General features: G+C 61.3%; 30 protein-coding genes and 1 pseudogene. 18 read left to right on the forward strand and 13 right to left on the reverse strand.

The features are described from left to right. Window positions 1-44: 44 nt before the first annotated feature. Entirely contained in the window at window positions 45-251 is a 207-nt protein-coding gene (locus tag FHX08_RS06520; protein WP_132652011.1) for a CsbD family protein, read from the forward strand. A gap of 111 nt (window positions 252-362) precedes the next feature. On the opposite strand, the gene moaA is transcribed toward FHX08_RS06520, so the two are convergent. Further along, on the reverse strand, window positions 363-1,409 hold the full coding sequence (gene moaA / locus FHX08_RS06525) for a GTP 3',8-cyclase MoaA (protein WP_184327034.1): 1,047 nt from the start codon (window positions 1,407-1,409) through the stop codon (window positions 363-365). Window positions 1,410-1,544: 135 nt separating this feature from the next. On the opposite strand from moaA, the gene FHX08_RS06530 reads away from it, so the two are divergent. After that, window positions 1,545-1,919: a gamma-butyrobetaine hydroxylase-like domain-containing protein gene (locus tag FHX08_RS06530; protein WP_184327364.1), complete on the forward strand. Its 375-nt coding sequence runs from the start codon at window positions 1,545-1,547 to the stop codon at window positions 1,917-1,919. Window positions 1,920-1,950: 31 nt separating this feature from the next. Next, window positions 1,951-3,138: a low temperature requirement protein A gene (locus FHX08_RS06535; RefSeq protein ID WP_184327035.1), complete on the forward strand. Its 1,188-nt coding sequence runs from the start codon at window positions 1,951-1,953 to the stop codon at window positions 3,136-3,138. Between the two features lie 177 nt (window positions 3,139-3,315). Here the strand turns inward: FHX08_RS06535 and FHX08_RS06540 are convergent, their stop codons facing one another. After that, window positions 3,316-3,498 (reverse strand): hypothetical protein, encoded by a 183-nt coding sequence (locus FHX08_RS06540; protein ID WP_165911834.1) that lies wholly within the window; start codon window positions 3,496-3,498, stop codon window positions 3,316-3,318. Between the two features lie 207 nt (window positions 3,499-3,705). Here FHX08_RS06540 and FHX08_RS06545 point away from each other — a divergent pair, with 207 nt between their 5' ends. After that, window positions 3,706-4,611: a LysR family transcriptional regulator gene (locus FHX08_RS06545; RefSeq protein ID WP_184327036.1), complete on the forward strand. Its 906-nt coding sequence runs from the start codon at window positions 3,706-3,708 to the stop codon at window positions 4,609-4,611. A gap of 88 nt (window positions 4,612-4,699) precedes the next feature. Here FHX08_RS06545 and FHX08_RS06550 read toward each other — a convergent pair whose 3' ends face one another. After that, a complete protein-coding gene (locus tag FHX08_RS06550; RefSeq protein WP_132651729.1) occupies window positions 4,700-5,167 on the reverse strand; it encodes a MarR family winged helix-turn-helix transcriptional regulator in 468 nt (155 codons plus the stop codon). Window positions 5,168-5,212: 45 nt separating this feature from the next. Here FHX08_RS06550 and FHX08_RS06555 point away from each other — a divergent pair, with 45 nt between their 5' ends. Together FHX08_RS06555 and FHX08_RS06560 are read left to right on the forward strand one after the other, a co-directional pair. Next, the gene (locus FHX08_RS06555; protein WP_184327037.1) at window positions 5,213-6,163 is read left to right on the forward strand and encodes an alpha/beta hydrolase; all 951 of its coding nucleotides are present in this window, start codon (window positions 5,213-5,215) and stop codon (window positions 6,161-6,163) included. A 48-nt stretch (window positions 6,164-6,211) separates the two neighbouring features. Beyond that, on the forward strand, window positions 6,212-6,823 hold the full coding sequence (locus FHX08_RS06560) for a pyridoxamine 5'-phosphate oxidase family protein (RefSeq protein WP_132651727.1): 612 nt from the start codon (window positions 6,212-6,214) through the stop codon (window positions 6,821-6,823). Between the two features lie 108 nt (window positions 6,824-6,931). On the opposite strand, the gene FHX08_RS06565 is transcribed toward FHX08_RS06560, so the two are convergent. After that, window positions 6,932-7,330, reverse strand: a complete 399-nt coding sequence (locus FHX08_RS06565; protein ID WP_184327038.1) for a cupin domain-containing protein — start codon at window positions 7,328-7,330, stop codon at window positions 6,932-6,934. 273 nt (window positions 7,331-7,603) lie between these two features. Between FHX08_RS06565 and cax the strand changes: the two genes are divergently transcribed. The 6 genes from cax (at window position 7,604) to FHX08_RS06595 (ending at window position 11,116) form a co-directional block, all read left to right on the forward strand. Further along, window positions 7,604-8,692 carry a calcium/proton exchanger gene (gene cax, locus FHX08_RS06570; protein ID WP_409527403.1) on the forward strand — a complete coding sequence of 363 codons (1,089 nt, stop codon included), beginning with the start codon at window positions 7,604-7,606 and terminating at the stop codon, window positions 8,690-8,692. A 68-nt stretch (window positions 8,693-8,760) separates the two neighbouring features. Further along, entirely contained in the window at window positions 8,761-9,141 is a 381-nt protein-coding gene (locus tag FHX08_RS06575; RefSeq protein WP_246698290.1) for a potassium channel family protein, read from the forward strand. An 88-nt stretch (window positions 9,142-9,229) separates the two neighbouring features. Next, the gene (locus FHX08_RS06580) at window positions 9,230-9,559 is read left to right on the forward strand and encodes a helix-turn-helix transcriptional regulator (protein ID WP_132651724.1); all 330 of its coding nucleotides are present in this window, start codon (window positions 9,230-9,232) and stop codon (window positions 9,557-9,559) included. After that, window positions 9,556-10,053, forward strand: a complete 498-nt coding sequence (locus FHX08_RS06585) for an SRPBCC domain-containing protein (RefSeq protein WP_184327040.1) — start codon at window positions 9,556-9,558, stop codon at window positions 10,051-10,053. Before FHX08_RS06580 ends, FHX08_RS06585 begins: the two co-directional genes overlap by 4 nt. A 17-nt stretch (window positions 10,054-10,070) precedes the next feature. Further along, a complete protein-coding gene (locus FHX08_RS06590) occupies window positions 10,071-10,484 on the forward strand; it encodes a GFA family protein (protein WP_132651722.1) in 414 nt (137 codons plus the stop codon). Window positions 10,485-10,579: 95 nt separating this feature from the next. After that, a complete protein-coding gene (locus tag FHX08_RS06595; RefSeq protein WP_132651721.1) occupies window positions 10,580-11,116 on the forward strand; it encodes a 2'-5' RNA ligase family protein in 537 nt (178 codons plus the stop codon). A 15-nt stretch (window positions 11,117-11,131) separates the two neighbouring features. On the opposite strand, the gene FHX08_RS06600 is transcribed toward FHX08_RS06595, so the two are convergent. Continuing rightward, window positions 11,132-11,293, reverse strand: a complete 162-nt coding sequence (locus FHX08_RS06600; RefSeq protein ID WP_132651720.1) for a DUF1127 domain-containing protein — start codon at window positions 11,291-11,293, stop codon at window positions 11,132-11,134. A 169-nt stretch (window positions 11,294-11,462) separates the two neighbouring features. On the opposite strand from FHX08_RS06600, the gene FHX08_RS06605 reads away from it, so the two are divergent. After that, window positions 11,463-12,362, forward strand: coding sequence for a LysR substrate-binding domain-containing protein (locus tag FHX08_RS06605; RefSeq protein WP_165911833.1), 900 nt, complete (start codon window positions 11,463-11,465; stop codon window positions 12,360-12,362). A gap of 15 nt (window positions 12,363-12,377) precedes the next feature. Here the strand turns inward: FHX08_RS06605 and FHX08_RS06610 are convergent, their stop codons facing one another. Beyond that, window positions 12,378-12,767 (reverse strand): YkvA family protein, encoded by a 390-nt coding sequence (locus FHX08_RS06610; protein WP_132651718.1) that lies wholly within the window; start codon window positions 12,765-12,767, stop codon window positions 12,378-12,380. 174 nt (window positions 12,768-12,941) lie between these two features. Here FHX08_RS06610 and FHX08_RS06615 point away from each other — a divergent pair, with 174 nt between their 5' ends. After that, window positions 12,942-13,238: a hypothetical protein gene (locus FHX08_RS06615; protein WP_132651717.1), complete on the forward strand. Its 297-nt coding sequence runs from the start codon at window positions 12,942-12,944 to the stop codon at window positions 13,236-13,238. Between the two features lie 28 nt (window positions 13,239-13,266). Here the strand turns inward: FHX08_RS06615 and FHX08_RS06620 are convergent, their stop codons facing one another. From FHX08_RS06620 to FHX08_RS06640, 5 genes and pseudogenes are all read right to left on the reverse strand, one after another. Continuing rightward, window positions 13,267-13,416: a hypothetical protein gene (locus FHX08_RS06620; protein ID WP_132651716.1), complete on the reverse strand. Its 150-nt coding sequence runs from the start codon at window positions 13,414-13,416 to the stop codon at window positions 13,267-13,269. Between the two features lie 87 nt (window positions 13,417-13,503). After that, window positions 13,504-14,382, reverse strand: coding sequence for an NAD(P)H-binding protein (locus FHX08_RS06625; protein WP_132651715.1), 879 nt, complete (start codon window positions 14,380-14,382; stop codon window positions 13,504-13,506). Between the two features lie 62 nt (window positions 14,383-14,444). Next, window positions 14,445-15,341: a helix-turn-helix transcriptional regulator gene (locus tag FHX08_RS06630; protein ID WP_132651714.1), complete on the reverse strand. Its 897-nt coding sequence runs from the start codon at window positions 15,339-15,341 to the stop codon at window positions 14,445-14,447. Between the two features lie 77 nt (window positions 15,342-15,418). Further along, window positions 15,419-16,968 (reverse strand): annotated as a pseudogene (locus FHX08_RS06635) (acetolactate synthase large subunit). 124 nt (window positions 16,969-17,092) lie between these two features. After that, window positions 17,093-17,974 carry a LysR family transcriptional regulator gene (locus FHX08_RS06640; RefSeq protein ID WP_132652008.1) on the reverse strand — a complete coding sequence of 294 codons (882 nt, stop codon included), beginning with the start codon at window positions 17,972-17,974 and terminating at the stop codon, window positions 17,093-17,095. Between the two features lie 97 nt (window positions 17,975-18,071). On the opposite strand from FHX08_RS06640, the gene FHX08_RS06645 reads away from it, so the two are divergent. Next, window positions 18,072-18,818 (forward strand): sulfite exporter TauE/SafE family protein, encoded by a 747-nt coding sequence (locus tag FHX08_RS06645; protein ID WP_132651713.1) that lies wholly within the window; start codon window positions 18,072-18,074, stop codon window positions 18,816-18,818. Between the two features lie 6 nt (window positions 18,819-18,824). Here the strand turns inward: FHX08_RS06645 and FHX08_RS06650 are convergent, their stop codons facing one another. Continuing rightward, window positions 18,825-19,205 (reverse strand): VOC family protein, encoded by a 381-nt coding sequence (locus FHX08_RS06650; protein WP_132651712.1) that lies wholly within the window; start codon window positions 19,203-19,205, stop codon window positions 18,825-18,827. Between the two features lie 181 nt (window positions 19,206-19,386). Here FHX08_RS06650 and FHX08_RS06655 point away from each other — a divergent pair, with 181 nt between their 5' ends. After that, window positions 19,387-19,698, forward strand: coding sequence for a hypothetical protein (locus tag FHX08_RS06655; protein ID WP_132651711.1), 312 nt, complete (start codon window positions 19,387-19,389; stop codon window positions 19,696-19,698). Window positions 19,699-19,870: 172 nt separating this feature from the next. On the opposite strand, the gene FHX08_RS06660 is transcribed toward FHX08_RS06655, so the two are convergent. Continuing rightward, the gene (locus FHX08_RS06660) at window positions 19,871-21,703 is read right to left on the reverse strand and encodes a chloride channel protein (RefSeq protein WP_132651710.1); all 1,833 of its coding nucleotides are present in this window, start codon (window positions 21,701-21,703) and stop codon (window positions 19,871-19,873) included. An 85-nt stretch (window positions 21,704-21,788) separates the two neighbouring features. Here FHX08_RS06660 and FHX08_RS06665 point away from each other — a divergent pair, with 85 nt between their 5' ends. After that, window positions 21,789-22,235, forward strand: coding sequence for a winged helix DNA-binding protein (locus FHX08_RS06665; protein WP_132651709.1), 447 nt, complete (start codon window positions 21,789-21,791; stop codon window positions 22,233-22,235). Window positions 22,236-22,266: 31 nt separating this feature from the next. Continuing rightward, the gene (locus tag FHX08_RS06670) at window positions 22,267-22,722 is read left to right on the forward strand and encodes a MarR family winged helix-turn-helix transcriptional regulator (RefSeq protein WP_132651708.1); all 456 of its coding nucleotides are present in this window, start codon (window positions 22,267-22,269) and stop codon (window positions 22,720-22,722) included. Window positions 22,723-22,853: the final 131 nt, after the last annotated feature.

Genomic DNA, 22,853 nt, shown 5'->3' on the forward strand with positions numbered 1-22,853 from the left:
GTCCGGTCGTTTTCAGATCATGTCCAACGAAGGAGAAGACCGTGATGGATTGGAACCGTGTTGAAGGCAACTGGAAGCAGATGAAGGGCAAGGTCAAGGAACAGTGGGGCAGGCTTACTGACGATGACCTCGACCAGATCAACGGGCGTCGCGAGCAGCTCGAAGGCAAGCTGCAGGAACGCTATGGCTACGAAAAGGACCGCGTCCGCAGTGATGTGGACAGCTGGTACAGCCGCCAGACCTGGCACTGATACGATCAGATTTTCAGAAGAACCCCATCTGTATAATCTGGCCCCGCTTTTTTGCGGGGCCTTTTTTGTGGAAGACAGAGCGCCAAAACCAGGGGGTCGCTCTGCCATCAATCAGCCCCCGGTCACACTCATATGCCGGGCGACAGCGGGCCGCTTGTGGGTGCGGTCGATAATGAAATCGTGGCCTTTGGGCTTGCGGGTGATCGCCTCGTCGATCGCCGCATGCAGCAGGCCATCGTCTTCGGTGGCGCGCAGCGCCGATCGCAGGTCGGCGGCGTCGTTCTGGCCGAGGCACATGTAGAGCGTGCCGGTGCAGGTCAGCCGTACCCGATTGCAGCTCTCGCAGAAATTATGGGTAAGCGGGGTGATGAAGCCGAGCCGGCCGCCGGTTTCCGCGACCCTCACATACCGGGCAGGGCCGCCGGTCTGGTAGTCGATATCGGCGAGGGTGAACTGCTGTTCCAGATCGGCCCTGAGTTTCGACAGCGGCAGGTATTGGTCGGTGCGGTCTTCCTCGATCTCGCCCATCGGCATTGTTTCGATAACGGTCAGATCCATGCCGCGGCCATGCGCGAAACGCAGCATGGCGGGTATTTCCGTCTCGTTAAAATCTTTCAGCGCCACGGCATTGAGCTTGATCTTCAAGCCCGCCTTCTGGGCGGCATCGATGCCTTCCATCACCTTGGCGAAATCGCCCCAGCGAGTGATCTTGCGGAATTTGTCCGGATCGAGCGTGTCGAGCGAAACATTGATGCGGCGCACGCCGCACTCATAGAGTTCTTCGGCATGACGGGCGAGCTGCGAGCCGTTGGTGGTGAGCGTCAGCTCGTCGAGGCCCGAACCAATCTGGCGGCCGAGCTGACGTACCAGATACATGATGTTCTTGCGCACCAGGGGCTCGCCGCCGGTCAACCGGATCTTGCGTACACCCTTGGCGATGAAGGCGGAACAGAGCCGGTCGAGCTCTTCCAGCGTGAGCAGATCCTTCTTCGGCAGGAAGGTCATGTTTTCCGCCATGCAATAGGTGCAGCGGAAATCGCAGCGGTCGGTGACAGAGACGCGCAGATAGGTGACCGCACGTCCGAAGGGGTCGATCATCGGAGTTTTATCCGAAACCAGCGCGGCGGCATCACCAATCGTTCCGACACTCGTATTCACGTCCGTCTCCATACTCATTTCAATGTGGCATATGCTATTGTGGCGTCAAGGGAAACAGGCCGCGGGGCCAAGCCAAATTGAGCTTGCGCTGAAAAAGATCAACGCCTACTCCTCGCATGAGAAGAGGACATAATGATGAGCGATATCTGGCCGACCGAAATCAGGGTTTCGAAAGACCGCCAGAGGCTGGTGGTAAGCTTCAACGACGGGCAAAGCTTTCATCTTTCGGCTGAGCTTCTGCGCGTCTTGTCGCCGTCCGCCGAAGTGCAGGGCCACGGGCCAGGGCAGAAAGTCACGGTGCCGGGCAAGCGCAACGTCACCATCATCTCCGTCGTACCCACAGGCAATTATGCCGTGCGCATCGGCTTCGACGACATGCACGATACCGGCATCTATACGTGGAACTATCTGCGCGAACTCGGCGAGCGCGCATTCGAGCTCTTTTCAGCTTACGAGGAAGAGCTGAAGGCAAAGGGGATGAGCCGGGACGTGGCGGAAAAGCCGCGCTGATATCAACTGGCACGACGGGGGCAAACGGGGCATGACGGAAACGCACAAAGAGAGCTGGCTGAGAGCCCATGGGCATACCGGCAGCAGGGTCACATTCCTGGAACTCTTCTTCGATCTCGTTTTCGTCTTTTCCGTCTCCCAGCTCTCGCATGCGCTATTTGCGCATTACACGCTGCTCGGCGCCGTCGAAGCGGCTCTGATGATGTTTGCCGTCTGGTGGGTCTGGATCTTCACCGCATGGGTGACGAACTGGCTCGACCCGGAACGCATGCCAGTGCGATCCATGTTGATCGTGCTGATGCTGCTCGGCCTTGTTCTCTCGGCCTCCATTCCGGAGGCCTTCGGCGATAAGGGCCTGCTTTTCGCCTCGGCCTATGTGCTGATGCAGGTCGGCCGCTCGGCCTTCACCACCTATGCGATGCGGGCCGCAGGCCGCTCGGCCACGATCAACTTCGTGCGCATCACCACCTACCTTGCCGTAGCCGGCGTGTTCTGGATATCAGGCGGGCTTCTGGAGCACGAGGCGCGGCTGACCTGCTGGGTGATCGCGCTTCTGATCGAATATTGCGGCCCAGCCTTCGGCTTTGCTGTGCCGGGCCTCGGCAAGTCGAAGACCGAGGAATGGGACGTTTCCGGTGCGCATATGGCGGAGCGCTGCGCGCTCTTCATCATCATCTGCCTCGGCGAAGCGATCCTGGTGTCCGGCCGCACCTTCTCCGAAATGGAATTCTCGGTCATGACCGGCGTCGTCTTCCTGATCGGCTTCGTCGGCACGGTCGCCATGTGGTGGCTCTATTTCCGCTTCGGCCATCAGCGGGCGGCCCACCGCATCGAACATGCCGATACACCGGGAAGCCTTGCGCGGCAGGCCTTCACCTATGCGCATATCCCGATCCTGGCCGGCATCATCGTCCATGCGGTGGCGGTGGAGTTCATGTTCGAACATCCGCATGAGACCGGCAATCTCGCGATCGCCGCCTCCGTGCTCGGCGGCTCCGGACTCTTTCTGATCGGTAATCTCTGGTTCAAGGGGGCGACCAGCGGACGGATGCCGCTCTCGCATCTCGCCGGCATCGTCATCCTGATCCTCTGCGCCTTCGCGGCTCCGTTCGTGCAGGTCTATGTGATGGGCATTCTGGCGGCGCTGGTGCTGATCATCGTAGCCGCTTGGGAATACCGATCGCTGACACGCGGTCCGGCCGGACCGGTGCTGCACTAGGGTTCGGCGTCCCGAACCGGGCTTGCCACCCGAACGATGCAGGCGACAAGCCCATCGGCGAAGCGTGGTATCGCTACAGCATCGGCCCGAAAATCGGAACCGATTTCGGATTCAAAGACTTAGAGTATCCTTTCTGCATCCAAATGGACGCATGGCGCGCTAAGTCTCGACGCATTCCTATTTGAATTCGCCATATGTGTAGGCTTCCTCGTAGATGTCGGGACTGGAGGAATCGACCATCTCCCGCAGTTTCTCGATGTGGCTCCGCAATTCGGCGCTTCCCATGATTGCTTCCTGGGCTTCGACCGATTCAAATTGGCTGACCAGGACCGCCTTCGTGCCTTCCCGGTTGCGATACATCCGGCCTCCCACGAGGCCGGCCAAGCATCGCGACATTACGAACTCTCTCTGCAGGGAAATGAACTCGTCCATCCGCCCCGATTTGATTCCGAATGTCCCAATCGTAGCAACTCTTGTCATATTCGCCTCCATGCTCTTGCGAACATACAGTGCAGCATCACATTCGTTCTTGCCAGTTATGTTTCATGAGGGATATGCTCACCAACCGTGAGCTTAACCCATATCGATCTCAACCTTCTCGTCACTCTTGACGCGGTGCTTACCGAAGGCAGCGTGGCGCGCGCCGCAGAGCGCCTGCATGTGACTCCCTCGGCAGTCAGCAACGCGCTCGCCAGATTGCGAACATTCATTGGCGATCCGCTCGTTGTCCGCAGCGGGCGTGGGGTTGTGGCGACGCCGCGTGGTTTGGAGCTTGCGCCTGCACTCAAGAGCGCGCTTGAGGAGCTTAAACGCGCGGTACAGAGCCAGGCCTTCGATCCGGCGACAACCACACGTCAGTTCACAATCGCAGTTTCCGATGCCGGGCAGATTTCTTGGCTTCCTGCTTTCGGTCGACTGATGTCCTCCGAAATGCCTCGTGCCCGACTTCGTATCGTCGGCATCGACACCTACCTGTCCCTTGGCGGCCCTCCAAGCACCGAGGTAGACGTTGCGATTGCCGCTATTGAAGACACGGCGCCAGGGGTTCACATCTCGCCCCTTCGCAGCGAGACAAGCGTGCTCGTAGCGCGGCGCAGCCATCCGAGCGCAGGAGAACGCATCACCAAGGCTCGGTTGTCGAAGCTCGAGCATGTCGAGGTACAGGTGGCGCCGGGTCGCGGTTACCGCGGACTGGCACGACTTTATGCCGATGCCGGCATCGAGCGCCATGTCGCCATGACAGTCCCGAGCTTTGTCGCAGCCGCGGCTGTCGCGGCTGAAACGGATTTCGTGGCCACGCTTCCGGCAAACTTGGTCGATGTCTTTCAAGAGCAATTCGGCCTCAGCGTTCTTAAAGCGCCGGCGCCGACACTGAAAACTGCCGTAAACCTGATCTGGCACGACAGAACGAACGACGATCCGGCCTCCCGTGCATTTCGATTACTCATAGGCAGGTCGTTCGATCGATCGTAATCCTGCGGGCGGCGATTGACGACCTCGGTGGCGGAGCGGGGTGTCATCCGAAATCCCATATGATCCGGCATCCCGCTCCAGTTTCTAGCTATTCCTCGTCCCTCAAGTCCTGCAGCAGCACACCGATGATGCGCTCCATCGAATCGGCGGTTGCCATGCATTGCTCGATCGGCTCGGCAGACAATGTGCGCTCGATGAGGGCCGTCTGGATGGCCATGGCCTCTTCGGTCAGCTTGCGGCCTTCGGGTGTGAGGTGCAGGCGCAGTACGCGCTTGTCGCGCTCGTCGTCGCGGCGGATGATCAGCCCGCGCTTTTCCATCTGCGGCAGCAGCATGCTCATGTTGGAGCGGCCGACCAGCAGCTTTCTTGCCAGTTCCTGCTGCGAAATGCCTTCGAAGCGGTAGAGATTGACGAGAATATCGAGATGCGGCGGCTTGATGTCGAGATCGGAAAGCGAGCGCGCCAGGGACTGCTGCATGAGCTGGCAGGCGCGAGCCACCGCGATCCAGCTTCTAAAACGCGGATGATCCCAGGGCAGGGATTGATTTTTGTTCATCGTTGTACTTTATTGTTCAGTGTTGAACATTATCGGATTCCCATCATGGCAAACTTTGCGCTTGAGGTCACGCGCCTCGGATTTTCGCTCATGCAATCCGTTTCTCCGCGCCTGGCCGGCGAGGCGGCCTTCCGGCTGTTCTGCCGCACCCCCTCTGCAAGGCCGAAAGGAGAGAAGGCGAAGGCCGCCCATGCGGCTGGCGTCGCCAAGCTTGCCGGTGCGGAACAGTTCACGTTGCCGGTCGATGGCAAGCGTGCCCATGCCTACCGGCTGAATGGCGGAGCACTCGGCCGGCGCAAGCGCTATCTCGTCACCCATGGCTGGGGCTCCGGCATGGCCTATATGGCCGATCTCGTGACGATGCTGGCGGCCGCGGGTGCGGAAGTGATCGCGCTCGATTTTCCCGGCCATGGCCGCGCCGGCGGTCGCTTCCTGCATATGGCGCTGGCGGTGAAAGCAATCGCTGCAGCCGAGGCGCGGTTCGGCCGTTTCGATGCGGTCATCGGCCATTCCTTCGGCGGGGCGGCGCTCATGGTTTCAGCCTCCGCCATCCTGCCTGACGTCAAGGCGGTCTCGGCCGAGCGTTTGGTGCTGATCGGTTCGCCGAGCGAAATGCAATGGTTGTTTACGGATTTCGGCCGGATACTGCGGCTGAAGCCGGCCGCGCAGGCAGCTCTCGAGGATGTCGTGCAGCGGATCACCGGGCGGAGACTTGAGGATTTCGATGCCGGCAAGAAGGCGGCAGACATCGGCAAACCGGTGCTCGTCATCCATGCAGAGGACGACAAGGAAGTCGGTGCCGCCCATGCACGGCGCTATGCGGCCTCGGGCAATCATGTTCGGCTTTCCTGGGCGAACGGCTTCGGCCATCGCCGCATCATATCGGCAGGGCCGGTGCTCAATGAAGTCGTTGCCTTTCTTGCCGAAGAAGACATCAAGAAAGATGCTGAGATCATTCCGATTTTTGAGCTTCCGGCGCGCCGCGCATCGGTGTAGCGTCCGCCCGGTCGCAGGTCAGGCGACGGGCAGCATGGCGGGATATGGATGAAAATCATCAGCACGATCGAAGAGCTCAACGAAATCTATGGCGGGGGGCTTTCACAGGCGTCCGTCGACAAGGTAACGAAGAAGCTGACACCGCTCTATCGCGGCATGATCGAGGCTTCGCCCTTCGTGGCGCTGGCCACCGTCGGCCCGGAAGGGCTCGATTGCTCGCCGCGCGGCGATATCGGCGGTGTGGTACGCATTATCGACGATGCAACCCTGCATCTACCCGACTGGCGCGGCAACAACCGCGTCGATTCGCTCTCCAACATCGTGCGCGATCCGCGCCTGTCGCTGATGTTCCTCATTCCCGGCTCCAATACGGTGATGCGCATCAACGGCCGCGGCGTCGTCTCCAATGACGAGGCGCTGCTCAAGAGCTTCGAGATGGAGGGCAAACATCCGCGCACGGTCATCGTCATCGATATCGTCGAGGTCTATTTCCAGTGCGCTCGCGCCGTCATACGTGCCGAGCTCTGGAATACCGATCATTTCGTCGACCCGGCCAAATTGCCGACGCCCGGCCAGATGCTGAAGGACGCGGTCGGCGATTTCGATCATGAGACCTACGACCGCGAATGGCCGGCCCGCGCCGCAAAGACGATGTGGTGAGGTGAGGTGTCACCGTATGATGACGCTGGATCGTGCTGATCACGGTTCTGTCCGCCGAGCCCATGGCGGCGGCGAGAGGCGAGGTGGTCCCGCATCTTCCGCCTCCGGTTATTTTTCCGGCACGACGAGCGGCGAGCCCTTGGCGACGATATAGGTCGCCAGTTCCGAAGCCTTGCCATTGCCGACATTCCTTGCCGAATGGGCAACGCCCGAGGGGATGAAGAGCGACTGCCCGGCCTGAAGCGTCACCGGTGTCTCGCCATCGAGCTGATATTCCAGCGAACCTTCGAGGACATGGGCGATCTCTTCGCCGGGATGGTGATGTCTGGGGGCGAGGGTGCCAGGGGCGAAATCGACGCGGACCTGGACGGCCTCGTGGCCGGGCACATCAATATCGTTCTGCACGAGATCCGTGCGCTGAATGGGCTCTTCGGCGCTGGCCTTGGTCAGCTGCATTGCGCCGGCAACAATCAGTGCGCCCGCTGCCATGATCATGATGGTCCTCATCGGTCTATCCTTCCGTCAGATTGGTTGAAACCCCTTGGGGCGACGAGGGCCATTTGAACAGGGGAATGAATGGGGAATGTTTCCGCCATCAGGGCTTTTTGTATCGCTGTGTATCTGCGCGAAAACCAATGAACCGGTGCGGGATACCGCGACAACAAAAGGGGACGGTGGTAAAACTGGGCGTTGGTTGCTCGTCTTGTGGGGAGATGCAGCATGGGCAAGCTTGCGGAAGGACCTTCGGTTACCCCGTCGTCTTCAGCAGGAAGGGTCATCATGGACGAGGTCCATCAATCGCCTCTTCTTGCGCTGATCGTTTTCGTACCTGTCGTCATCGTGCTGGAACGGCTTAGGCCTGACTCGCACACGCTGTTATTCCTGTTATCGGTGGTGGCGATCATACCTCTTGCCGCTCTCCTGAGCCGGGCAACCGAGGCGGTTGCCGCGAAGACGGGAGACGCGGTTGGCGGACTGCTCAATGCCACCCTCGGGAACCTGACCGAGCTCGTCATTTCACTGGCGGCACTGCAGGCGGGGCAATATCTGCTCGTCAAGGCGTCCGTGGCGGGCGCGATCGTCACCAATACGCTGTTCATGCTGGGCGGTTCGTTCCTGCTGGGCGGACTCAAGCATCACGTTCAGGAATTCAACAGGGTTAACGCGCGTTTCCAGGCCTGTATGCTGTTCCTGGCAACGATCGCGGTTCTCGTCCCGTCACTAATCAGTGAAGTGGATCAACCGCCGGCCCCCGCAGTTTCACAGACACTGAGCCTCGGGCTATCGATCCTGCTCATCGTCGTCTACGCACTCGGCATGTTCTTTTCACTGCGCACACACAAGGAGCTTTTCGCCAGCGTCAGCCACGGCGGCGAAGAGGAAGAGAAGCCCTGGCCGATGACGCTGGCTCTCGTGCTGCTCGTCGTCGTCACTTTGCTAGTGGCGCTGGTCAGCGAAATCTTCGTCGGATCGGTGCAGGTCGCTGCCGAACATCTCGGCATGACGCCGGCCTTCGTTGGCTTCATCGTCGTGGCGCTGGTGGGCGCAGCTGCGGAAATGACGACAGCCTTTTCAGCGGCCCGTACCAACCGGCTGGATCTCAGCGTCGGGATCGCACTCGGCAGTGCTGCCCAGATCGCGCTCTTCGTCGCGCCTGTGCTGGTGGTCGTCAGCTATTTCGTCGGCCCGGAACCCATGACGCTGCAATTCTGGCGCGGCGCGGTGACGATGATGATCGTTGCCACGCTCGCCGCTACTCTCCTGTCCAATGGAGGACGCGGCGCCTGGTATGCGGGGGTCATGGCTCTGGCACTTTACGGGATTTTCGCCTTCACGCTGTTCGTTCTACCACCGGCAAATCCGTCCTGATCATTCGCCCTGCCGATCGACAGCTGGGGACAGGTTCCGGTGGATTGCGGAAAGAGAAAAGCAAGGACATGACGACAAAAATTGGCACGACATTTCAATCGAGTACACGGATGAGACGGCTGTTCTTCGCGGCGCTTTTCCACCAGATCCGCATCCTCTGGCCAATTTTTTCCGGCGTGCTGATCGTCATGCTCGGGGCCGGCGCCATCATCGGCTGGATCGAGGGCTGGGGCGTCGGCGAGAGCCTGTATTTTACCTTCGTCACCGGCCTGACGATCGGCTACGGCGACCTTGCGCCGAAGGCCACGATGGGGCGCATCCTGATCGTCCCGATCGGTCTTTGCGGCATTATACTGACAGGCCTTGTCGCCGCCGTCAGCGTGCAGGCGCTCGATGCGGCAGGCCGCGCCCGAACCGAGCCGGATGATCGCACCGACACCAGATCGTAAGGCATCACGCGCGTTGCTCCGCGTTTTTCGATGCGCAACACATTCAATAGTATTGACTAATTGATTAGTGTTGGCTATTTGATTTTCCATGATCGAAGCCGAAACCATAACCGCTGTCATGCGCGCCCTTGCCGATCCCACCCGGCGGGCCGTGTTCGAGCGCATCGTCAATTCCGAAGAAATCACGGTGGTGGAGTTGACCCGCGGCAGCAATGTTACGCAGGGCGCCATCTCCCAGCATCTCAAATCATTGAAACAGGCGGGCCTCGTCAGCGAGCGCCCCGAGGGCCGCAAGGTCTATTACCGCGCCGAACCCGGTGGCCTCGAGCCGCTGGCCGACTGGATGAGCCATTACGGCATCTTCTGGCGCGAACGCTTCACCGATCTCAGAAAGCTATTGAAGGAAATCGACCCATGAACCAAGCCATTAATCCCGGAAGGCACGCCGCCGACACACAGGCCATCGTGGTCGACGAAGTCTTCCCGCATGCGCCCGAGATCATCTGGAAGGCGCTGACCAGCGGCGAGTTGATCGGCCGCTGGCTGATGGCGCCGGACGGATTTGCGCCTGTCGTCGGCAACCGCTTCACCTTTCAGACCAAGCCGGCCGGCGAATGGGACGGCACCATCCAGTGCGAGGTGCTCGACGTCGTGCCGAACGAACTTCTGTCCTATGCGTGGAGGGGCGGCCACGAGAGCAATGATGACGGCTACGGCTCAAAGCTGGAGACGGTGGTTACCTTCACCCTCACCAGGGCCGATGCAGGCACACGCCTGCGCCTCGTTCATTCCGGCTTCGTGCTTCCGAAGAATGACATCGCCTATCGCAACATGGGCGAGGGCTGGAAAACGGTGGTCAAGAGGCTCGACGCCGTGGTCTCCGAACAGGCCTCTTCCCAGACCCAGCATTAAAAGAACAGGAGAAAGATATGAGCAAGTCCTACACGGGCGGTTGCGCCTGTGGCGCGATCCGCTACGAAATCGCAGCCGAACCGGCCGTCATGGTCGATTGCCAGTGCCGGCAATGTCAGCGCTCCAGCGGCACCGGGCACCAATCGCACCTGACGTTTGTCGCTGCGGACGTAAAGGTCGAGGGAGAGGCATCCACGTGGCAGACGGTCGGCGACGACGGAACCGTCAAGGACCGCGGCTTCTGCCCGACATGCGGCTCAGCGGTCTACATGACGTTCCCTGCCATGCCCGAGGTCTTCATCGTCACGCCGGCAAGCCTCGACGACCCGAGCCGCTACCAGCCCCAACTGGTATCCTGGACGGCAGCCGGATACGCGTGGGATCATCTCGATCCAGCAGTGCCAAAATTCGAGAAGATGCCGCCGGCATAGGGGAAAGCGAAGAGGCCGGCGGCAACCTGCTTGCCGCGCGGCTCCGATTGACCTGATAATGACGTTACCGATGCTGCCAACATGCTGGTGACGTCTTGCCCTTTGCCGTTTTTATGGAGCTGGATCCGTACAGCGCCGCAGAGCTTCAGCCGATCGTCGAGCATGTCGAGCGTGTTTCGCCCAATGCCAGGACCCCGCGTCGGCTGAGCATCGAGCCGCATATATCGCTTGCCGTCTATGACGGGCTCGACCCCGAGCCTCTTATCGGAGCGCTCGACCGGTTCAGCGACGGCATGCGCACGCCTGTCGTCAAGCTTGCGAGCCTCGGTCTTTTTCCCGGGCCGGCACCGGTCCTCTTCGCAGCACCCGTCGTCTCCGCCGAGCTGCTTGCCCTGCATCGGGATTTCCATGCGGCCGTCGACTCGGCTGGGGCGGCCTGCTGGTCCTATTATCTGCCCGGAAACTGGGTGCCGCATGTGACGCTCGGGGAGCAACTGACCCCGGAGGAGGCGGGAGCAGCAGTGAGCGGGGCGATGGGCCTCTGGCAGCCGATGAGCGCAAGCCTGCACCGGATTTCGCTGGTTGCCTTCCATCCGGTCGAGCTCTTGTGGCATCGGCAATTGCCGGCATGACCTCCTCTTCAGCGACTACGCGCGCCAGAAAGGCCGATGGCTCTGCTCGTAGGCGGCTTCACGGGTCATGCCGAAATCCCGAAGCGTCTCGTCGGGGAGCATATCCAGCTCGCGGGCGAAAAGGCGGCGTTCAGTCCAGCGTTCGCGCCACAGGCGGAGTGTCTCTGTCATATGCATGATGAAATTTCCTTTCTCTGTTGGCAAAACTCACCTATAGTTAACGGAGACCTGAAATCGTAATTCCACTCGTTTTGCTGATTTGTAATGGTTTTATGTCGGTTTCAGACGTTGGAAAAGCGCATTATCTTGACCTTGATTGTTACAAAAGCTCACATATGAGGAAGCCGTGGCCCGCAATCTGCCGCCCTTGTCCTATCTCCGGGCCTTCGAAGCCACGGCACGTCTCGGCTCGGTGACACGGGCCGCCGATGAATTGGGGCGTACCCATGGGGCCATTTCCAAGCAGCTGCAGCTTCTGCAGGAGCAGCTTGGTATTGCCGTCTTCGAGAAATCGGGGACGGGGCTTCGGCTGAACGAGGACGGAGCGGCCTTCTTTGCCACCGTGTCGCGCGCCTTCGATCTTCTGGAAGAGCGCTATCAGGAGCTGAAAGCGAGCCGAAACGAGGCGAGTGTGCATATTGCCTGCAGCGCCACCTTCGCCATGGTCTGGCTCGTGCCGCGTCTGGCGGAATTCTACAGCCTCCATCCGAACTGCCGTGTGCAACTTTCCATGTCGTCGAGCGCGCGTGACGGTGGCACGAACCGGGCGAGGGATGGCGTGGATTTCACGCTGAGCTGGGATCGTCTGTCACGGCCGCGGGTGGAGGGCGACCATGTGCCGCTCGCCTCCGTCTCTTTCGGTCTGGTGTCGGCGCCGGATTATCCCGTTCGTGCGGAAGGCGATGGATTCAGCTTCCAGACCCGCATTTCGCCCGACCATATGAGCGAACAATGGACGAATTGGCAGGCGGCGACAGGGCACAGGATCTCGGCGCAGTCGGAGCTCTATTTCCCGCATATGCATCTCTGTGTCAGCGCTGCCGTGACCGGGCTTGGCGTCGCACTGGTGGAGCGGCGTTTTGCTCTGAATGAGCTGAAAAGCGGGAAGCTGGTGGAGCGGTCGGAGTTCCTGACTTACGAGGATGGTTTTGTGGCGATCATGAAGCCCGGCCGAACGCTCTCACCGGCTGCGAATCATTTCCTCGACTGGCTACGCAGCGCCTTCGTGCGGGAGCAGGCCCGGTGAAAGCGTGGTTCCGCGTCAGCGATGCCACAGCTTCCACACAAACCAGATACCGAGGGCGGCCAGGAGCAACCAGATCAGCACGATCGCGACAAGGCCCGAACGACTGACTGGGCGCTGCGCCCGGTGTGCGGCCCTTTCCCTGAATTCCGCCATCAAAGGCACTGGAATGAGGCGGATGGCGATGAGGATGCCGAGCGGAACGATGATGAGATCGTCGAGATAGCCGAGCACCGGCACGAAATCCGGGATGAGATCGACGGGCGAAAGCGCATAGGCGGCAACCGCCCCTGCAACGATCTTGGCCATGGTGGGTGTGCGACTGTCCCGCGCTGCAATCCACAGCGCGACCACATCGCGTTTCACGGTTCGCGCCCATTGCTTCGCCGCCGTCAACCATTCACTCATTATCGCGCCGCCTGTCTGCTTGGGTATTCGGACCGGATCATCACAGGCGCAGTTTAACATTTGATCTATTAAAAGGGGCAGCGGAAACGGCCGAGATGTTTTCTGTTTGTTCTTTTTCGCCGTTAAGTTACATTGTCCTCGTACACGATGCCCAATTCGCGAAAAGGAGTTTGCATGAAGGCGGTTTTCTTTGGAATTTTCATGCTCACTGCCGGGAATGCGTCTGCTTCCTGCGAGCTGGTTTCGGCTCCGTGCTCCACTGACAGTTCAGAGAACACCTATATCAGAGAGCAGAATCTCGGCGGCGGCTACAACACGTATCGCAATGGAGATCTATACTCGCAGACGCATCAGCAGCTCAATGGCACCTATCGAGAGACCTTTTCAAGCGGCGGATACCGGACCTATTACAGCGACCCCAACCGCCGCGACCCTTATCGGGATGATCCCAAGGGCATGGTCGGCCGTTGAGGCGCGGCGATCCTCCCGCGGCATCGCTCTAGTGATGTTTGAAATACTGCACCTCGCGCTCATGCTTCTCGGCGGCTTCGCGTGTCTTGAAGGTGCCGAGGTTCTTGCGCTTGTGCGTTTTTGGGTCGGGCTTGCGGGAGTAGAGTCGATATTCGCCTGATTTCAGCTTACGGATCATGGGGACCTCCTGTTCCTGCGTGATAAACCTCCTTCACACGCACCCGGTTCCCTTATCGATCAACTGGGACGAAGCTGCGATCGGTCGTCACCGTACGGCGACAATAGGCCGAAGCGCGTTGATCAACTCGGTCGTGCCATAGCGGACATCACGCGCATTCGGTTCGACATCGATGAGACCACCCTTGCTGTGAACGTCGTAAAGCTCGGTCAAAAGATCCGCGGCGCTGGCGCTCACCATCCGGCCCAGGATTTCGCGCCATTGCGAACGGGGCAGCGCTCGAGCGGTGATCGTGCGCCCCGATAGCTCGCTCAGTGCGGCCGCCACATCGCTCGCGCTATAGCGGCGCGGACCTTCCGCGTGGATGATCTGCTCGCGCATTTCGATGTCGGGCCGCAGCAGGAGATCGGCGGCAATACGGCCGACATCCTGTGCAGAGACATTGGGGATCCGCTTTTCGACCGGGTCATGAAAGCTCGGCAGAATGCCGGTTGCGATCGCTGCCGGCGCAACGCGGCCCCAGCCTTCCATATGCTCGGCCGAGCGCAGGAATATCCGGTGCATATCCAGCTGGCGAAGGCGCTGCTCGAATATGTGGAACATGCTCGGCATCGCGAAGCCTTCGCCGAGATGGGCGCCGTAATCGGAAATGGCCAGTACGAGGGCGGGGCGCGCCTCTTCCAATGCCTCGGCGATGCTTTCGATGGAGCGGCGCATGTCGCCCTTTATATCTTCGGCCCGCGGGTTGGCTGGCAGAATGACCTGAACACGCTCCGCGCCCGATATCGCTGCGGCAAGTGCCCTGGCGTCCTGCAGATCGGCAAATGCGACGTCGCAGCCGGTGGCGGTCAGCCGGCCAGCCTTCGACGGATCGCGCAGAATGGCGCGCACGGGCACACCTGCCTCGCGCAGCACCCCGGCGGTCGAATAGCCGACCTTTCCGGCAGCTCCGAGGATTGCAATCATGTCCTTCTCCTTGCTGATGATGCGCAAGGACTAGAAGGCCGCACCGGAGGCGTCGCACAAATTCAGGCCAGTCTTTGCAATTTCGGGCGGAATTCGCCGACTTCGCGGAGGATTTCGCCGGGCGTCTGGCCAGTGAGCCGGCGCATCGTTGTTGCCATATGGCTCTGATGGGCAAAGCCTGCGGCGAGCGCGATCTCGCTTGCAGCCATATCGGTCGTTGTCATCAGGGCGCGGGCATATTCGACCCGGCGGCGCATGACATATTGGTGCACCGGAACGCCAGTGCTGTTCCGAAACAGGCTCTTCAGCCGCGTGACGCTGAGACCGGCAACGATCGCAAGGTCCGCCAGATGCAGCTTCCGGTCCAGGTTGGTTTCTATGAATTCCGTCAGCACCCGCAGCTGTCGTGCGGAAAGCTTCTGAGTGTTGCGAGTTTCGGGCATCCTTGAAGCACCGCTCGCCGTCTCGATCAGCCGGATGGCGAGAGCATTGGCGAGAAGATCGATATAGAGCGGATCGGACGGGATATCGGCTTCCAGATCCGCCTTGATCGCCCGGCAGATCGCCTCGATGCCGGCGTCTCGCAGCTGGAATCTCGGCTGCAGCTCGATCTGGCCGGCATCCCGCCCGAGTTCTCCGGCGACCTGAGCAAGCCGCCCGGGATCGAGCCCCACACGCAGGATCCGGCAGTCGGCATCATCCTCCCAGGACCCGTCGAGACCGGCGGGAATGACATCGATATCGCCGGGTTTCTGCACGCGGCGCATGCGCCGGCCGCCGCAGCGACAATCCGCATTGACGGGAGGACCGAAATGGATCCCCAGACGATGCATGTCACCGCCCGGTACACGGGAGAGGCCGCGCGGAATATGCAGGAATTCGGCCGCGAGCCCGCTCCACGCCCGCCCGGAACTGGTCAGCAGGATTTGCGGCGAGGTTTGCACGGATGACGCTGTCATTATCGGTCTCGGCTTTCGGTTTGAGACCGGAATGCTATGCTTCGAAGGCGGGATTGCCAACCGGGTTACCTGAACGCTCAGATGATCGCTTCGATGAGAAACGGTCCGCGGCGCCTGAGCGCACTTTCGAAGAGATCGGCAAATTGCTCGCAGCTATGCGCGCCCGCGGCATCGACGCCCATGCCCTTGGCGATCAGCACCCAGTCCCAGGCGGGGTGATCGAGGTCCATCATCCGCCGGGCGTTCTCGCCGATTCCGTGGACGCCGACATTGCGCATTTCGGCATGCAGCACGGCGTAGGCGCGGTTGGCGAAGATGATCGTCACCACGTCGAGATTTCGCGCGCCTGCGTCCACAGGCCCTGCACCGTGTACATGCCGCTGCCATCGGCCTGCAGATCGATGACCTTGCGATCGGGACAGGCGATCGCCGCACCCGTTGCAAGCGGTATGCCGCAACCGATGGAGCCGCCGGTGTTCATCAGGTAGTCGTGCGGCGCCGAAGCCGCCGAAAGTTCGAAGAAGCGGCGGGCCGAGGTGATGCCCTCGTCGCAAACGATGGCATTGTCGGGAAGTCTTTCCGCCACCATCACTGCGATCGCATCTTCGGTCAGATGCCCGAAGGGCGTGATATGGTCGGAAGCTGCACTTGCCCGTGGCAGGGGTTGCGACGGCCTGACGCCGAGTTCGTCGCTGAGTGCTTCGAGCGCGCCTTTCAGATCCTCGCCATGTCTTGCGAGCGTCAGGACCTTGCAGCCTTTGCGCACAAGCCGTCCAGGTTTGCCGGGATAGGCAAAGAAGGCGACCGGCTCGGGGGCGCCAACCAATACAAGCACATCGATATCGGCCAGCAGGTCCAGGGCGGCGTCGACCGGGTAGGGGATGCGGGTTACGGCGACACGGCCGCGGCCGCGCTCGATCCTCGGCAGTTGCATCTCGCTGAAGAGACGCACATCCCTGGCGGCCGCAATTGCTCCCGCGATCTCCAGACAATCGGCGCGGGCAGCCCTACCGCTGACGACAATTCCGGCTTCGCCGGGCGTGTCTCTGATGGCCGCGGCAACCGCGCGTACGGCGTCCATGTTCACCGCCGGCGGCACCGGCAGAGGCAACCTGATCGGCTGATCCGCTTCGACCTCGCCCCAGGCCGCATCTGCCGGCAGGATGAGCGTTGCCACACCGGGCGGTGACAATGAGGCACGATAGGCGGCCTCCGTCGCCCCGGCAATCTCTTCCGGGCTGCGGATGCGGTGCACCCAGTTGGACATAGCACCCGCCAGGCTTTCGATATCCGATGTCAGCGGCGCGTCGAGCTGAAGATGGTAGGAGGCATGATCACCGACGATGTTGATAACGGACTCGGGCGCGCCGGGCATTGTGGAGATTGGCAAGGCCATTGGCGAGACCCGGCCCAGTGTGGAGCAATGTTGCAGCCGGGCGGTCGGTCATGCGCGCATAACCATCGGCCGCGCCCGTCACGACGCCCTCGGAAAGGCCAAGAACGCAGCGCATCGCGGGCTTGCGGTCGAGCGCTGCGACAAAATGCATTTCCGACGTACCGGATTAGCAAAACATACGCTGACACTGTTTGCCAGAAGCGTATCGCACAGGCTGTCTGCACCGTTCATGACAGTTACCTCCCGCTTGCGGCAGCCTTGCACGGGAAGAGTATGAGCACAACCTTGAATAACGCGTCCGGCGAGCTTTCGTGGCTGAGCGGGAGCCGCCCTCAAAGGCGCTGGTTAGGCGTCTTTATGCGGGGGCAAGATGGTTCAAAAGGCTGCGGGCATGGAGCGACAATTCCGCCCGCTCTGCCGTGCAGACCACCAGCTGCCGCGTCGCCCAGCCATCCGACAAGCCGACAGTGACAATTCCCGACCACCGTTTCGCACGGTGAGCGGCTATTTCGGGCACGATGCCGATCCCGGCACCTGCACCCGCCAGCCGGCAAACGGCCTGAAAATCGCGCAGCCGCACGCGGGTCTTCAGCCTGATGCCGAGGCGGCCTGCCTGCGCATCGATATGATCCTGCAGGGCGCCGGCGGCAAGGCAGACGAAATGCTCGTCGACGAGATCGGCGAAACGGACGTTGCGCTCCCGCGCCAGGGGGTGTCCCTTGCTGACAGCGACGACGAGCCGATCGGTGGCGAATGGCCTTGCCGTCAGCCCGGCCATGTCAGCCGCGGCAGAGAGGATGCCGATCTCGGCACGGCCGGCCGCAACACTTCCGGCAATCTCGACGCTCTGCCGTTCCTTCAACTGCAGATCCACCTGCGGGTTGGCTGCCATCCAGTCCGCCACCTTCTCGGGCAGATGTTCCGATATGGCCGCCGTGTTGGCGAGAATGCTGATCGTCGAGCGCAGCCCGCGCGCATATTCGCCAAGCTCGCCATGCATCTGCCTGATCTGGCTGAGGATGATGCGGGCGTGGTGGGCCAGGGCTTCTCCGGCCTCTGTCTGCGAGACGCCGCGGCGGCTGCGCTTCAGCAGAATGACCTCACCGAGCGTCTCCATATCGCGCAGGCGCTCGCTTGCTGCAGCCAGAGACAGCCCTGCATCTGCCGCCCCATGAGTGATGCTGCCGGCATCGACGACGGCAAGAAACAGGCGAAGGTCGGTGAGATCGAAACGCATTTTGCGAGAGTAGGCCATTTTCTGCCTTCGGACCAGCCGAAGGAAGGCTGAGGGACTTCCGCATTGTGCCGATCTCTGAAGCTGCTAGCAATGCGTCATGTCCGATCTTTCCTTCACCTTCCTGTCAGCAGTCACCGCCACCTTCTTTGCCGCCGGTATCGTCAAGGGTCTCGCCGGCATGGGACTTCCGACGGTCGCCATGGGCATATTGGGTATTTTGACCTCGCCGCTGACGGCGGCAAGCCTGCTTATCGCGCCGTCGTCGGTCACCAATATCTGGCAATTGCTCGCAGGCCCGAGCTTCGGCGCTCTCCTGCGGCGGTTCTGGCCGATGATGACGGCCATCGTTGCGGGGACGATGCTTGGTTCGGAATGGCTTGCGAGCGGCGATAGCGGCCTGACGACGCGGGGCCTCGGTGCTGCGCTGGTGCTCTATGCTGCCTATGCGCTGTTTGCCCGTCAAATCCGCGTGCCAGGCGCGATGGAGCTCTGGCTTTCGCCAGTCATTGGTGCAGTAACGGGACTGGTGACCGGCAGCACCGGCGTCTTCGTCATCCCCGCCGTACCGTATCTGCAGGCGCTGGGGCTCGCCAAGGATGATCTTGTGCAGGCGCTCGGCTTGTCCTTCACCGTCTCCACCATCGCGCTCGCAGCGTCTCTCGGCTTTCGCGGCGCATTCGACGGCGGCAATCTTGCATTCTCTGTGCTTGCGATCCTGCCGGCGCTGGCTGGCATGTGGGTGGGAAAGGTGTTGCGCGATCGGATTGCGCCGTCAACCTTCCGCCGCGGGTTCCTCGTCTGCCTGCTGCTGCTCGGCGCGGAAATGTTTCTGGGGCCGCATTGAACTCTGCTAGGGCTCCACGCCCGTCACGTTTCCGTCGGCATCGGTGGTGAACGTACCCTTGCTTTGATCCAGCATAGTCAGAACATTGCCGAAGGGATCACGCACGACAGCCGCTATGCCGATCGGCAGTTCGAAAGGTTCGCAGACCCGTTTCCCGCCGAGTGCCTCGAAACGCTCGAGGGCGGGAGCAAGTTCGGGTACCAGAAGATCCACCTCGGGGCCTGCTTTGGTGTGCAGCACCAGTTCGGCGTCCGTATCGGCCATGGCAAGGCCGGCCGCATCGGCTGTGCGCCAGAGCAGTCTATGGCCGAGGGCATGCTGGTAGAAGGCGAGGCCTTCGCCGAGGTCCGGCACCTTGAGGATGACGCAGTCGACTTTCTGGAACATGGATCTGTGCTTGCCTCTTGAGCCGCCGCATGCCGTGGAAATAGCGGTCGGTGCGCGACGGGCAAGGTTTGTAAAGCTGCGGCAGTAGGCGACAATCCGCCGCCTTTTTTTAGCCTCGCTCGCTTCTCACAAACAGTTTGCCAGGCGAAGGGCGATTCGTCCGTTGTAATAGGTTTGAAAAATGATCAACAAAATGACGATCACGGCAGCCGTGATGCTGCTCTCGGCTCACTATGCCGGCGCCTCCAACGATGCCGCGTGGAATGCGCTCTTCGCCAAGGTGAACGGCACCTGCATCGGCCAATCAGGCATGGATACGCCGGAGGCTACCGCTCCCATCGTCTTCGACGATGCGACAGGAAAGGTTGCGGTGCTCCTGCGCGGCTCGATGGGCAAGGGCAAGAGCAAGGTGAAGAACGTCAACCTGATCTGCCTCTACGACAAGAAGACCGGCAAGGCTTCGATCCAGGAATACCGCTGGCTCGGCCGGTAATGGGGTACCGGCGGGCCAGCGTCCTTGTTGGCGCTGCCGGGCACTGACGCCGGTGGCTTAACTAGGTAACGATCGCGGTGCCGAAGAGGGCTAGCCGTCGTCTGCTGAGCGAGCAGTTCATCGCCGTCATAGGCTGACGGCGGTTTTCGCTGATATCATTGGTACTCGAGCTTCAGGCGCGTCCTTTGTCCACCTGCGTTTCGCCCATCTGCCTTCGCGGTCCTAAATAGGGCTGGCGCTCCGTCTCGGTTGCCCTCAGCGAATGGCGCAGCCGCAGCAGATCCTTGCGGGCGACGAGGCCGTGCAACTGCCCGGTTTCCGGGTCGACGATCGGAATGCGGCCGGCATCGGTCGCCAGCATCAGATCGGCGACATAACCGACCGTATCGTCGGGATGGGCTGCCGGCAGTGACGTATCCGAGACGAAATCGCCGAGCATCTGGTCGGCGAGCGTGCCATCCTGCTGCCAGCGCAGCGCATCGCCACGCGAGACCAGCCCCCTCACGATCCCCTTGGGATTGACAACCGGATAGACCCGATGGGTCTTCGGTGTAGTAACGAAGAAATTGATCGCTTCTCCGACCGTCATGTGCGCCGGGAAGGTATCAACCTCCTTGATCATGATGTCGCGGGCCCGGGAAAACTCGAAAGGATCGATACCGTATTCGCGGGTGATGTGCTGGCCGCGGCGGGCGATTTTCTCGGTCAGGATCGAGCGGCGCAGCAGCAGCACCGTGACCGCATAGGCGGAGACGGTCGCGGCCAGCAGCGGCAGCAGCGATGAGACATCGCCCGTCAACTCCACGGCGAAGAAGGTGCCGGTCAACGGCGCTCGCATGGTGCCGCCCATCATGGCGGCCATGCCGAGCAGGGCCCAGAAGCCGGGATCACCCGGAAGGAAAAGGCCGACCAGCCAGCCGAGCGCGCCGCCGAAGATCAGGAGTGGCGCCAGAACACCGCCCGACGTACCTGACGACAGGGCGATAAGCCAGATCGCAGCTTTCACCAAGAGAATGGTCAACACGGCGGCGGGCAGGATGGAACTATTCAGCAGGGCGTCGATGATATCGTAGCCGACGCCGAGCGCGCGGGGCTCGATCAGGCCGCCGAGGCCGATGAAGAGACCGCCGAGGGCTGGGCACCACATCCAGTGGATTGGCAGCGCCTCGAAGAGATCCTCGATCTTGTAGAGCAGAGTCGTCAGAAGGCCGGATTGCAGGCCGGCGATGATGCCCATCGCCGCGCAGAGCAGGATGCCCCACCAGGGCAGGTCCATGTGAAATTGTTTGGGGAAGAGCGGGCCGGCCTGGAACAGGAAGGGGCGCCAGCAGATCGATACGCAGGCGGCGACCGCGACCGGGATAAAGCTGCGCGGCTTCCATTCGAATAGCAAGAGTTCGACGGCGAGCATGATGGCGGCAATCGGCGAGCCGAAGATCGCCGTCATGCCGGCGGCAGCACCTGCGACCAGCAGCGTCTTGCGCTCGGCCGAACTCAGGTGGAAGCACTGGGCAAAGAGCGAGCCGATCGCTCCGCCCGTCATGATGATCGGGCCTTCCGCACCGAAGGGGCCGCCGGTGCCGATCGAGATCGCCGAGGAGAGCGGCTTCAGCACCGCCACTTTGGGCGACATGCGGCTGCCGCCGATCAGGATCGCCTCGATGGCTTCTGGGATGCCGTGGCCGCGGATCTTTTCCGAGCCGAAACGGGCCATCAGCCCGATGACGAGGCCGCCGATGACAGGAATGAGCACCATCCAGACGGAGCGTGGCGCCAGGGCCAGCGAAACGGCCGTTATGCTGAAGCGGTGGAACCAGACGAGATTCGTCACCAGCGAAATGAGGCTGACCAGAACCCAGGCGGCAAAGGCACCGCCGGTGCCGACGATCAGTGCCATGCCGACGAGAGCAAGAACACGTTTGTCCGTGGTGAAATCCCCGGCTTCGCGCCGGGAGAGGCCGCCCATGAAATCATGGGGGCGATGTGCATTTTTCTGAGGGGGCATTGCAGGTCCTGTTGACGGCTTCACTCAATCGGCAAATATATCGCAGTACGATATAAATCAACAGCCAAAATCGGGAGCTGGAACCATGCAGAATAATGATCGCGCGCTATCGGAAATCGAATATGAGGCGCTCGCCAATCTCAGATACAGGATCCGCAAGTTCCGCCAGTTCAGCGGCAAGGCCGCGGAAAAACTCGGCCTGACGCGCCAGCAGCATCAGGCGCTGCTAGCGATCAAGGGGCTCGGCGTCGGCGGGCGAATGAGCCTGTCGAACCTCGGCGACAAGCTCATTCTTACCGCAGTTGAGAATGCCGAATTGGCCGCTTCGCTGCGGGAGGCCGGCCTTGTCTCCATAGATACGAAGCACAAGCGCCGGCAGACGCTCATGTTGACAGAGCAGGCAGAAGAGCTATTGCGTCGACTGACATCAGCCCATCTCTACGAGATCCGCGAGATGGCACCGGAACTGATGCAGGCACTGCGCATGCTGCAGGATCACCGGAGGATGGAAGTGGCTGCGTGGATGCAATGAGCGCACTGAAGGCGCCGGGAGTAGGGGACGTATGGGGAAAAAGCCGAAGGACGATCTGACGGATGCCGATTACGAGGCGCTCTCCAACCTACGCTATACGCTGCGCCGCTTCATGGATTTCAGCGCTTCCGCCGCGCAGGAGGAGGGCCTGCCGGCGCAGCAGCATCAGGCGTTGCTCGCCATCCGCGGCCATCGCGGAGAAGATGCCATGACGATCGGCTTGCTTGCCGAGCGTCTGCTGATCGCGCCGCATTCGGCGACCGAACTCGTCGGCCGGCTGGTTGCAGCGGGCTACGTCTCCCGCCGCGCGGATCCTGCCGACAAGCGCCGCCAGACGCTGGAACTGACCGAAAAGGCCGATGATGTGCTGAAGCGATTGACGGCCATTCACCTCACCGAAATCAGAGAAATGGCGCCGCAGCTCATCGCTATCCTGCAGGGTTTGCAGGCGGGCGACGAGCTCGAAGCCGACCCCTGGCCGCGCTAGAGCCCTTCCAAGCCGGATTGAATCATCCTGTGCCTCAAACGGAAGCGGCCGATCGACGGGCGCGCGTCGTAGCCCAGTTCTACAGCCGGAATGGTATGATGATGCCAGAGCACTGAAACACCGGATCGGCT

Origin of the sequence: Rhizobium sp. BK529 (genome assembly GCF_014194105.1) — a bacterium.
Lineage (GTDB): Bacteria > Pseudomonadota > Alphaproteobacteria > Rhizobiales > Rhizobiaceae > Rhizobium.